Below are 12,360 nucleotides of genomic sequence, written 5' to 3'. Positions count from 1 at the left end.
GTTAATCCTTTTTTTATTTTTATAATATAATGCAAAATAACTTTGCTAGAATTAAAAATCAGATGACCCAAACTTCCCATTATTGTAATCATCATTTGCCTGTCTTAACTCTTCTCTGGTATTCATAACAAAAGGACCTGCTGCAAAAATAGGTTCATTAATAGGTTCACCGCTTAATACAAATATCTTAGCATTTTCACTTACTGCCTCAATGTTTACATCTCCATCTTCATTTTTAAAGAGAATAAAATCCTTTTCCTTACAGGATTGGTCATTTACCTTTATTTCACCATCAAGTATCAACATTCCCATATTGAAGTTACCTGGCTCATCTAATTTGACTTTGCCATTATTCATCAAATCAATTATATAAATATTCATTGGAGTAAATGTTTTTGCTGGTCCTTTTACTCCATTGAAATTTCCAGAAACAATTGTAATATTTCCTTTCCCATTAGGTAAAGATACTTTTCCCATATTCTCATTAGTTATTGCTTGGTATCTTGGTTCAGTCATCTTATCCTTTTTCGGAAGATTTACCCATAACTGAATCATGTGGAGAATTCCTCCTGCTTTACCGAACTCTTTTTCATGATATTCTTTATGCAATATCCCTTCTCCTGCTGTCATCCACTGCACATCTCCAGGATATACAATTCCATGATTTCCTTTATTATCATGATGTTCAACTGCTCCTTCAAAAGCAAATGTTACAGTTTCAAAGCCTCTATGAGGATGGGCACTTACACCTCTTGGAGTTCTACTTGGTGGAAATTCCACAGGTATATTATAATCCATTAAAATAAAAGGGCTAAATCTCTCAAGTAAATTCCTACCAGATGGAAAATAATTGCTAACCTTAAACCCACTGCCTACCCAATGGGTAGGTGGCCCTTCAAATGCCATTTCAATTTGTCTTAATTTTGACACAAAACCACTCCTACTCTTTTTATATTTAAATCACTATTGTCAATTCCAAGTATATTTTTAAGTAAATTTTTATCTGCCTTTATTAAAATACCCCTTTTTAGCTTATATTAACAATCTTATATAGAAAGCATCTGTGAAACTTTTCTATTTCCTATTCATTATAAAAAAATTGCTAAATGGTAATCCATTTAGCAATTCTTTTACTCTGTACAAGTTTCCAATATTATAAGTTCCTTTTTATCAGCATCAAGGCGAGCCTTTACTCCAAAGGGTAATGTAATCATAGGCTCACAATGTCCTGCCTGTAGATTATATATAGTAGGTTTTCCCACTGGCTTTATGTGATCTTCTATTACTCGTTCTAATGTTAGATTTTCATCATGTTTATCAGATACACAGTTATTGAAGTCTCCAAGTATTATACCGCTGGCTTCCTGTAATTTTCCTGATAATCTTAATTGATTTAGCATTCTATCTATATTATATGGTTCTTCTCCTACTTCTTCAATAAATAGGATTTTATCCTTTACATCTATCTCATAAGGAGTACCTATTGTATCAACTATTAAGGATAAGTTTCCTCCTATTATAGTTCCTTCTGCTATACCACCATTTATTGTAACTATATCTTCTCCTAATGGATTAGATATAGTTCCTATAGCTTCTGTTCCCATAATTGCCTTATAAAGACTATCTCTAGAAAAGTCAGAAAAACTTCCTATTATATCCGAAGATACCATGGGCCCATGATAAGTAACTAAATTAGATATTTGAGTAAAAGCTATATGGAGAGCCGTAATATCACTATATCCTACAAACACCTTTGGATTATCTCTTATGGCCTCGTAATCTATTAAATCTAGAATACGAGGAGTTCCATATCCACCTCTCATGCATATAATTCCGTCTATTTCCTTGTCCTTAAACATCTCATTTATATCTTCTGCTCTTACATTATCTTTTCCTGATAAATAACCATATCTTTCATAGGGACTTTTTCCCATCTTTACTTTAAAACCCATTTCTGCAAGTTTATCGTAAGCTGTTTTTACATTTTCTTCTGTAGTAGGACTGGCTGGTGCAATAACTCCTATGGTATCACCCTGTTTTAACGCTTTTGGTTTAATCATCAAAGTGTCCTCCCATTATATATTACATTCCAAAGAATAATCTTGTTACAAATACTGCTGTAAGTAGTCCTGCTAAATCTGCTAATAGTCCAACTGACAATGCGTGTCTTTGCTTTTTCACAGCTATAGAACCAAAGTATACTGCTAGTACATAAAATGTGGTCTCTGTAGAACCCATCATAACTGATGCCATACGTCCTATTAAAGATTCTGTTCCATGAGTCGTGATTAAATCTGTCATTATACCTTGAGCTCCTCCACCTGATAGTGGTCTCATAAATGCCATTGGTAATACTTCTCCTGGCATACCAATTAAATTAGTTATAGGACTTAAAGCCTTAGTAAGTAACTCCATAGCTCCAGATGCTCTAAAAGCTCCTATGGCTACTAACATAGCTACTAGAAAGGGTATTATTCTTACAGCAGTATTAAATCCTTCCTTTGCTCCTTCAGTAAAGGACTCATATACTTTAACCTTCTTTGCCATTCCAAACAATATAAAACCAACAATTATTACAGGAATTGCATAAATTGATATTGATTCCATTATTTCTACAAACATTTATATTCCCCCTATCTCTATTTATTATCAGCTTTTTTTATTTGATATTTAGGTAGCCTCTGAAATATCTTAGAAACAATAATTGCAACAATTGTTGACACTGTTGTAGCTACTAGTGTTGGTCCTATTATCTCTGTAGGATTTGTCGCTCCAGCTGCAACTAATATTCCAATAGTAGATGCAGGAATAAGTGTTACTGACGAAGTATTAATGGCTAAGAATGTAACCATGGCATCTGTTGCTGTTTCCTTGTCATCACTAAGTTTTTGCAGCTCTTGCATTGCCTTTAAACCTAAGGGTGTAGCTGCATTACCTAACCCCAACATATTTGCAGCTATATTCATTATCATAGCACCCATGGCAGGATGCTCTGGCGGAACATCTGGGAATAACCATACCATCAATGGCTTCAATAATCTAGCAAGTTTTTCTACTAAACCTGAATCCTCAGCAATTTTCATAAGTCCTAGCCACAAGGTCATGATACCTATAAGTCCTAGGGCTAAGTCAACACCAGTTTTTGCATTGTCAATTGCTGCATTAGTTACTGCCTCAAGATTTCCCGTTAAGGCTCCAACTACAAATCCAATTATAAGTAAACCAGCCCAAATAAAGTTAATCATTAAACTTCCTCCTTTTTTCTGTAAAATTAAATCTCGCTAACTTCCTCACTCCCGTGGACATTCCTTCTAAAATATATGTATCCACAAGCCTGTCCAACTTTTAAAATTTACGTGGTACTTTGTCATTTGCAACAAAGCACCATAATCGGATCAAAAGTCCGAAAAAACATAATATTGTATAGATATTTTATAATCTTTCAGAGCTTTTTTCAAGCATAACTTATTATTAAAATATGCTGCCTATATCTGTAATAGTTTTTGCTAAGTCTTCTTTATAGTCAGAATCTCGAGAATTCAAGCTATTAATCTTAACTCCATCTATGCCAGCACTTGAATGTATGTATTTATTATTCCCTATATACATTGCCACATGACCTGGAAAAAATAGAAGATCTCCTGACTTTATCTCCTCTAAAGTAATACTTCTCATATACTCATCTTTTCTAATAGCATCTCTATATATTATAATCCCATTTAACATATATGCTATGGAACATAATCCTGAACAATCTATGCCTAGAGGGCTCTTTCCACCCCATCTATACTGGGTACCTAAATATAACATGGCAGTTTTAACTATGTTTTCCCTTAGTTCCATTTCTTTATTTTTATTGTAGCTAGTTATCCTATTTCCTATAAAATTTGTTCTAACCCATCCTTTACTATTGTCAGATAATTGAATTTCTGTCCAGCCATCCTTTTCATTTTCTGTAGCTATAATTATGGCTCCTCTAGTCAGCATCTTCTTAACATAACCTTTATAACTAGCCTCTGGCATTACATCTGCCACCCCATGGATAATTACCCTATCTGCATTGTCCATCCATTCAGCGGCTCTAGTATTATCCATAATCATATTGGATCCATGGACATATCCTTTGTAGTCATAATGGGTCTCAATATAATACCACTCCTCACCTACATCTTCTAAAATCTTTACTACCATACCATATAGACCTTCATCAGCCATTTCACTATGATGTTTTGGATAAAGGTTTATAGGTACTACAGTTTTATTTAAAATTCCTAATTTACTATTCAAATTTATCACCTCATAATATTTTCATTTAGTTATTTAATAAATCATATACTAATTTTGAGACTTTTCCGATGATCCTTTTTCCTTCTAGATCATCTTTTCCATTTCTAGTGAAAATTCCCATTAGATAATGGATATTTTCTAAATAAAAAATACCTATATCATGGTTTAGTCCAGATAACTCACCGGTTTTATGAGCTATGGTTACTTCATCTAAAATATATCTAGGCAGCATATCCCTATGCTTTTGCCTAGTCAAAATATCTATCATAATATTGCAGCTTTCTAAATCTATTATAGATTTATTATAGATCTTTTCCATGACTATTGCCATATCCATAGGGCTAGTCATATTTTCTCTGCCTTCTTTTGCTGCCTGAAAGTCCATCATTTTCCTTCTTAATACTGTATTTTTACAATCTAGCTTTTTTATGCCTTCATTTATTCTATGGTATCCTAAAAGCTCAATCAAAATGTTGGTAGCAGTATTATCACTAAGGATTATCATTAAAGTTATTAAATCTATTAATGGATATTCACCTAATTTCAACTCAGATATAAGGCTATATTCAACTCTATCACTTTCTTTAATCTTTATTTTTTCATCTAATTTATATTCTCCATTCTGAACAGCATATAATGCCTCTATCATTATTGGGATCTTTATTAAACTAGCTGATGGAAATACTTCTTCTTCCTTATATTTTAATATCCATTGATTATTAGTTAAATCTTTTATGACAATAGAAATATCTTCATCTATTGTTTTTATTTCTTCCATAACCTTTTCTTTTATCATTTTTATCACCCTCTATTTAAAATATCGTAGAAAAAGCCTCTAGATCTTTAAACCTTCGAGGCCTTATATTTTAATCTATTTTTTCTCTAGAATATATACCATTTTGTTCCATACCCTCTCAAATTGAGATACTTTATATTCCCTGCGTACTGTTTCTACTTCTGGGGCAGCTGGATCATTTACTATGACATACTCCTCTCCATCTTTGACTGTAAACCCTCTTACTACCAGTAAATGTCCAGATGGATATGCTTGAGGTGCTCCAATTAAGGAGTTTTCTGACTGTGATTTTATAGATGCTATAACAGGAATATCCTTTGAAATCTTTTCTTTTATATCTTTAATAGATGTAAATCTAGCCACATAAGAGTATATATCTTTAGTACCTGCGTATGCAACATTAAAAGACCAATTTCCATAAATGTTTGCTCCATTATCTAATACCTTTTCTGCCACTTCTACTGTAGCTATATTGTGTCCATAGTATTCCAGTACCATAGATAAGGATGTAGGGCTACATATTACATTTCCTATTTCAGGGACTACCATCTGTGACCTTTCAGGTACATTAAGTTCAACTAAATATTCTTCATCTAAAGCAGAAACATCCTCTACTTCCTCCCTAAGTTTTAAAGCCAAAAATATATTTTTCACCTTTGGCCCAGGAGCAGCTATATTTTTACGTCTCAACTCTATACTATAGGTAATAGCTTCTGCATCTTTTCCCCAAAGTACTTCCAGTGTGTCCGTTGACATTTTTGCAATTTTATCTTCCTGATTATTTACACTTTCTCTATTACCATTTTGAGTCCATTTTCCGTAAGTAAACCAATCAGTCCATTGTTCTTCAACCTTTACCCTAAGAAGCAGTTCAATTTCAGTTCCCTCCGGTGTATCTACATTCCAAGAAGCTACTAATTCATTAAAATCTTCTGTGGCTATTATTGGTGATGTATATTTTCCTTGAAGAGATGAATCTTCTAAAACAATTCCGTCTTCATTATTGATACTAATACTTTCCCTTTCCCCTTCTTTAAAATCTTCCACTCCATTGACAATTAAATTTCCACTATGGAATATTTCTTTTGTTTTAGTTAAATTACTACATCCACTCATAAACAATATTACCCCCAGTAATATAAAGATTATTTTCCTAAACATATTGATCCCCCCGGAATAATTAAGATTCTCTAATATCTTAATTATTTAGCATTTTTATATATTTTGCTAACTCCTCATCATTTGCTAATACAAAATGTTCAGGCTCTATTTCCACCCATTTTGGCGGATTGTTTTCATAATCATGGCAATCTGGATCATAAACTTCTAATACTTTATTTCTTTCCTCCCGTGGATCAGGTAGTGGAATAGCAGAGAACAAAGATCTGGTATATGGATGGAGAGGATTTTTATAAAGCTTTTCAGTTTCAGCCAATTCCACTATTTCACCTTTATAAATAACAGCTACTCTATCTGTTATAAATCTTACTACGGATAAGTCATGGGCTATAAATAAATAAGTTAATCCTTTATTTCTCTGTAATTCCTTCATTAAGTTTAATACTTGAGCTCGAATAGATACATCTAGTGCCGATATAGGCTCATCTGCTATTATTAACTCAGGCTCCATTACTACAGATCTTGCAATTCCTATTCTTTGCCTCTGTCCACCTGAGAATTCATGGGGAAAACGACTTAGAAATTCAGGTAACAATCCAACGTCGATTAATGCCTTTTCTACCTTTTCCTTCCGTTCTTCTTCATCTCTATAGTTTTTTAGATTATAAAGTCCCTCTGATACTATATAATCTACCTTTGCCCTTTCATTTAATGATGCCATAGGGTCTTGAAATATCATTTGAATTCTTTTAGTTATTTCCTTATCTAATTCCTTATTTATTTTTCCGTTAATCTTTTCTCCATCAAATATAATATCTCCGCCTGCTGTTTCATTTAGCCTTATTATGGCTCTGCCTATGGTTGTCTTTCCAGATCCAGATTCTCCAACTAATCCAAAGGTTTCTCCCCTATATATATTAAAATTCACGTTTTTTACAGCTACAAATTTATTCTTCTTTTTTCTGCCAAATTCTACCCTTAAATTTTTTACCTCTAATAAGGCCTCCTTCTCTTTATTAACCATTACTAACTACCCCCCACTTCTCTCTTAGTATCTTTATGGATTCTGGTGGATCTACTTTTGGTGCCCTAGGGTCTAGTAGCCAAGTCTTTGCCTTATGACTAGAACTTACCTCAAAGTAAGGCGGTCTATGGATAAAATCAATTTTCAATGCCTTAGGATTTCTAGGTGCAAAGGCATCTCCCTTTATTTCATAGAAAAGGTTTGGGGGAGTACCTCTAATTGTGAATAAATCTTCCCCCTTTATTCCCAGTTGAGGGAGGGAAGATAGTAGTGACCAGGTATATGGATGTTGTCCATTATAAAATACTTCCTCACATTTTCCTATTTCAACTATATCTCCTGCATACATAACTGCTATTCTATCTGCTACATTGGCAACAACTCCTAAGTCATGAGTAATGTAGATAGTAGTCAACTGATATTTTTCCTTAAGACTTTTTAGTAATTTTAAGATTTGAGCTTGAATAGTTACGTCTAAAGCCGTAGTAGGTTCATCGCATATTAACACCTTTGGATTGCAAGCTATTGCCATGGCTATGACTACTCTTTGTCTCATACCTCCTGAAAACTCATGGGGATATTGTGTATATCTTTTTTCTGGCTCAGAAATTCCCACATCTTCCAGTATTTCTATTACCTTTTTCTTTGCTTCATCTTTCTTTAACCCTTGGTGTAATTCTACTGATTCTTGAACTTGTTTCCCAATGGTTCTTAATGGGTTTAGAGATGTCATTGGATCTTGGAATACCATGGCAATTTTCTTTCCTCTAATTTTAATCCAATCTTCTTCCTTATTATATTTTGATATTTCTTCTCCTTCAAATATTATACTTCCAGAATCTATCCAACCATTACCATCTAACAGTCCCATAAAACTTTTAGTAAAAACCGACTTTCCAGATCCCGATTCCCCTACTATGGCTAGACTTTCTCCTTCATATATATCTAGGGAAGCTTCTCTTATGGCTGTTAATATATCACCTCTTAGTTTAAATTTGATTACTAAATCCTTTACAGATAATATAATATTTTCCTTTTCCATAGTACACCTCCTATACGTGGTTTTTTGGGTCTGCCGCATCAGAAAAAACATTTCCCATCATATAAAATGAAATTGTTATTATTGAAATAATTATTGATGGAAAAATCAATTGGTATCTTTGTGTTGGAGCCATCATAAGGAGCCTTCCTTCATTTATAAGGTTTCCTAAGGATGGAATACTAACTGGAAGTCCTAAACCTATATAAGTTAAAAACACTTCATATCCTATGGTCTGAGGAATTGATAATGCAATACTCAACATTATGACCGAGACTAGATAAGGCAATAGGTTTTTAGTTATAATCCTCTTAGTAGGAGTACCTAAACACTTTGATGCTAAGTTATACTCTCTATCTCTAATAATGACAGTTAGATTTCTTACAAAACGAGCCATATCAATCCAACTAGTTAACCCCATGGCGATTATCATGGTATATAAACTTGGCTTCATTATATAAGTCATTAAGACTAATATTATAGTTTTTGGAATATTGTTTATTACATTATATATTTCTGTTATAGGTCTATCTAGCCACGGTATATATCCCCACATGGCACCTATAGTAATTCCTATCACTGCTTCCCAAACCCCTACTATTAATCCAATGAGAAGTGATGTTCTAGCACCACTCCATATACGTGACCAAAGATCTTGCCCAATGGAATTTGTTCCAAACAAAAACTCTGAATCAGGCGGATTATTTGAAAGGGGCAATTTCGTATCTGGATTTATATGAATCTCAGTTGGCACCTTTTGATTTGGCAAATAAGGCTGAATCATTGTAAATATTAATAAAAGAGCCATTAGAGTTAAAAGAAAAACTGCTACTTTATTCTGTATAAAAACTTGCCAGGTGGAACGCCAATAAGAGTAGTTTGAATAACCTCCACGTTTAGCTTCTGCTTCATTATATTCTGCAAACTGGAATAAGTCATTGCTTATGACCTCTGTTAATTTATTTACTGCACCTTTTCCCATTATCTAGCGCCCCCTTTTTTGTCTAAATTTATCCGAGGATCAAATATGGCCATAAGTAAATCTCCTAAAAATAATCCAACTATACCTATTGATGAGTATATAAGTACTAAAGCCTGTACTAAGGTGTTATCTTGTCTTTTTATAACCTCTACCAATAGTCCTCCCATACCTGGAATTGAATATAAGGATTCTATATAAATTGAACCTGCTATGGTAAACAATATAGATGCCGGCAGATATTGTGCCATTGGAACGAAAGCATTACGAAATATATGTTTTACCATTATAGACTTACTTTTCAGCCCTTTAGCTCTGGCTAATTTAACATAGTCTTTATTAAGTTCATCTACCATATATCTTCTCATCCACATTGCATAACTGGCTATTCCACCTAATGACATGGATATGACTGGTAAAATCCAAGTCTTAGGTTTATCTATATCGAATAGCATTGGCAATTTGAAAATCCCTGTTATATATAATTGTAAGAATAGAAAATATACAGCAGCAGGCACTGCCCTTATAAATACAACATATCCTGTTCCAAACCTATCCCAAAACTTATTTTTATTTTTGGCCATGGCTATTCCTAAGGTTACTCCCACAGATAAGGACATTCCTATGGCTGCCAATCCAAAGTATAAGGAATATGGTACCTTATCTTTTATTATGTCTATAACAGGCACCTTAGGTCTAAAGGTAATAGATTGCCCTAGATTACCAGTTAATATATTTTTATAGAAATTAACTAATTGTTTATGTATAGGGTCCCTAAGTCCCATACTGGTCAATATAGCTTCTCTTTGTTGTTCATCTAATTTTTCATAGGAAGCCCCAAAATATCCTTCTTCAGGAAGTAATCGCATAAGAAGAAAGACTATGGTAACTATGATGAACAGGGTAAACAAAGATTGTAATAATCTTTTAATAGAATATTTTAGCATTTTTTTCCCCCTTTTCTCTGTAGATCAACTATATTAAGCCCTAAGAAAAGTCAAATGTCTTACTAAGGTGTATTTAGACCAAGTGCTTTTCATTAAACTACAGTATATTAATTTTCAGACCTAAGGATTATCAGCTTATAATCCTTAGGTCTTTGATTTTTATTTACTGTTTTTTAAGTGCCTCTGCACGTTCTTTCTTCCAAGTTTCAAGTGCAGCCTTATATTCTTCTGTATTCATAGGTTTTTCCATTAAATGCTGCCCTTTGTATCTTTGAGATGATACTCCAAATGGTGAATATTGGGATTCAAAAGGATCTAATCTACCGGCTGCATATCCTCCACCGCCAAGTGCATAAGGAATAACAAATGCTTCTTTGATTAAAAATGCCTCTGCTTCAGCAAATAATTCATAACGTTTATCAATGTCTAGAATTTCTGCTTTAGCTTTATTTGTTAAGTTAGTATAAGTTTTGTCTCCATTGGCATCAGTATAACCTTCTACAAATTCTGGGAAGTTATAGTTTGAACCAGGAGTAAATGGATCAGTATATGTTTCAGGATCTGCATAATCAGGTCCCCAGTTAGATTCTAAAAATGCATATTTCCCTGAACGTCTTACTTCTGATAAGAAGTTTGTAGGTGGTTTTGGATCTATTTGAATATCAATATAATCTTTACCTAGTAAATTTTCCAGCTGTTGCTCTATAACCTGCACTCTATTTGCCAATTCAGTTCCACCAGAGTTATATGGCATATATACTATTACCGGAAACTTTGCCTTCCCTTCTAACTCTGCCATGGCTTTGTCTCTATATTCCTTTGCTAATTCTTCATTAAAGGAATCAGTATTTGCGAATTCTTTTAATCCACCTAGTTCAGTATAATCTACTCCGTCAATGTCAACAAAGCTCTTTGGTGTAATGGTGTTTGCTAACCTTTGTTCTGGATCATAAGGCTCAGCTGTTGTCATGGCAGCTTTTCTATCTAATCCATGGAATAAGGATTTACGGAAGTTCACATTATTGACAGCAATCTTCCAGTTATCTGGTTCATATTCAGCATCAAATTTAGGGTCGAAATTTAACGCATAGAAATAGGTATAAAAAGTTGTTCTAATTGGTCTAACTAAATCCTTCTTAGTTGAATCCTTCATCCATTCTTCTATTAAAGAAGCAGGTATCTCAGCATAATCAATTTCTCCACGTAAAAATAGTTCTGGTGCCAGTGTTGCAGCCTCTTGGTTATAGGTCTCCTTTATCTTATCTATAAATATATTGTCTTTATCCCAATACTGTTCATTTTTTGTAAGGATTCTTCTAGTCTGTGGTTCAAAGGTTTCCATTATATAAGCACCATTATATAAAACATTAGTATTATCAGTTCCAAATCTATCTCCTACCTCTTCTAAGAAATCTCCATTAACAGGTAAGAAACAAACATAGTTAAGCATTGATAAGAAGTATGGGGTATTTTGTTTAAGAGTATATTCCAATGTATAATCATCTACTGCTTTTACTCCTACTTGTTCAAAATCATCTATTTCTCCATTATAATACTCCTCTGCATTTTTAATTACACTATAAAATATATTTGCTGTTAGAGACTCATTGTTAGGATCTAGTAAGTATTTTGCAGCATCTACAAAATCTTTTGCCTTAGTTTCTGCATACTCCTTACCATCATAAGTAAGCCATTTTACTCCCTCACGGATTTTCAAAGTCCAAACTAATCCATCCTCTGAACTCTCCCATTCAGTTGCTAGACCAGGTATTAGGACTCCATATTTATCATAGTCGATTAAACTATCTACCATATTTGCAGCTAAAGCAAACTCATTATAATTTGCAGTTACTAAGTAGTTTAATGTAGTGATTTCTCCTGAATAAACCTCCGAATATTCAACAAGTTCTCCTTCGTTTCCTAAAGTCTTATCTGTTTTTCCCTTAGAACAACCTGCTAAAACCATCATTATCGCTAACATCAGTGCCATTAGCCTTTTCATTGTAATCCCCCTTTATTTTTTAAAAGTTTATACAAGATTATTAACTTTTCCTCCTTCCTTAAGATAATGATTTTAGTATCAATTTATTTAAGGTTTACTTACTACATATTATGATTATGAAAATATTATGCCTTTAAAATAGGAATGTTCAATCTACAGAAGCAAGT

Annotated in this window: 12 protein-coding genes; all 12 read right to left on the bottom strand. The window is 33.4% G+C overall.

All coding sequences use genetic code 11. The features are described 5' to 3' along the window. Positions 1-51: 51 nt before the first annotated feature. Positions 52-930, bottom strand: coding sequence for a pirin family protein (locus tag RBU61_RS00200; protein WP_308877379.1), 879 nt, complete (start codon positions 928-930; stop codon positions 52-54). 200 nt (positions 931-1,130) lie between these two features. Beyond that, the gene (locus RBU61_RS00195) at positions 1,131-2,060 is read right to left on the bottom strand and encodes an LD-carboxypeptidase (RefSeq protein WP_308877378.1); all 930 of its coding nucleotides are present in this window, start codon (positions 2,058-2,060) and stop codon (positions 1,131-1,133) included. 22 nt (positions 2,061-2,082) lie between these two features. Continuing rightward, on the bottom strand, positions 2,083-2,622 hold the full coding sequence (locus tag RBU61_RS00190; protein ID WP_308877377.1) for a spore maturation protein: 540 nt from the start codon (positions 2,620-2,622) through the stop codon (positions 2,083-2,085). 17 nt (positions 2,623-2,639) lie between these two features. Beyond that, on the bottom strand, positions 2,640-3,245 hold the full coding sequence (locus tag RBU61_RS00185) for a nucleoside recognition domain-containing protein (protein ID WP_308877376.1): 606 nt from the start codon (positions 3,243-3,245) through the stop codon (positions 2,640-2,642). Positions 3,246-3,471: 226 nt separating this feature from the next. Next, the gene (locus RBU61_RS00180; protein ID WP_308877375.1) at positions 3,472-4,287 is read right to left on the bottom strand and encodes an SH3 domain-containing C40 family peptidase; all 816 of its coding nucleotides are present in this window, start codon (positions 4,285-4,287) and stop codon (positions 3,472-3,474) included. Positions 4,288-4,312: 25 nt separating this feature from the next. Next, a complete protein-coding gene (locus RBU61_RS00175) occupies positions 4,313-5,083 on the bottom strand; it encodes a serine hydrolase (protein ID WP_308877374.1) in 771 nt (256 codons plus the stop codon). Positions 5,084-5,158: 75 nt separating this feature from the next. After that, positions 5,159-6,244, bottom strand: coding sequence for a peptidase C39 family protein (locus RBU61_RS00170; RefSeq protein ID WP_308877373.1), 1,086 nt, complete (start codon positions 6,242-6,244; stop codon positions 5,159-5,161). Between the two features lie 37 nt (positions 6,245-6,281). Next, complete coding sequence (locus RBU61_RS00165) at positions 6,282-7,226, bottom strand: ATP-binding cassette domain-containing protein (protein ID WP_308877372.1); 945 nt, start codon at positions 7,224-7,226, stop codon at positions 6,282-6,284. Beyond that, positions 7,219-8,268 (bottom strand): ABC transporter ATP-binding protein, encoded by a 1,050-nt coding sequence (locus RBU61_RS00160; protein WP_308877371.1) that lies wholly within the window; start codon positions 8,266-8,268, stop codon positions 7,219-7,221. Before RBU61_RS00160 ends, RBU61_RS00165 begins: the two co-directional genes overlap by 8 nt. 10 nt (positions 8,269-8,278) lie before the next feature. Beyond that, a complete protein-coding gene (locus tag RBU61_RS00155; protein WP_308877370.1) occupies positions 8,279-9,247 on the bottom strand; it encodes an ABC transporter permease in 969 nt (322 codons plus the stop codon). Beyond that, the gene (locus RBU61_RS00150) at positions 9,247-10,191 is read right to left on the bottom strand and encodes an ABC transporter permease (RefSeq protein ID WP_308877369.1); all 945 of its coding nucleotides are present in this window, start codon (positions 10,189-10,191) and stop codon (positions 9,247-9,249) included. The genes RBU61_RS00155 and RBU61_RS00150 overlap by 1 nt, the downstream gene beginning before the upstream one ends. Before the next feature lie 163 nt (positions 10,192-10,354). Continuing rightward, positions 10,355-12,193, bottom strand: coding sequence for a peptide ABC transporter substrate-binding protein (locus RBU61_RS00145; RefSeq protein ID WP_308877368.1), 1,839 nt, complete (start codon positions 12,191-12,193; stop codon positions 10,355-10,357). Positions 12,194-12,360 lie beyond the last annotated feature (167 nt).

Origin of the sequence: Tissierella sp. MB52-C2 (genome assembly GCF_030931715.1) — a bacterium.
In the GTDB taxonomy this organism is placed as follows: Bacteria; Bacillota; Clostridia; order Tissierellales; family Tissierellaceae; genus Tissierella.
The sequence above is the reverse complement of the archived record's forward strand: the minus strand, read 5'-3'. Positions and strand labels throughout refer to the sequence as shown.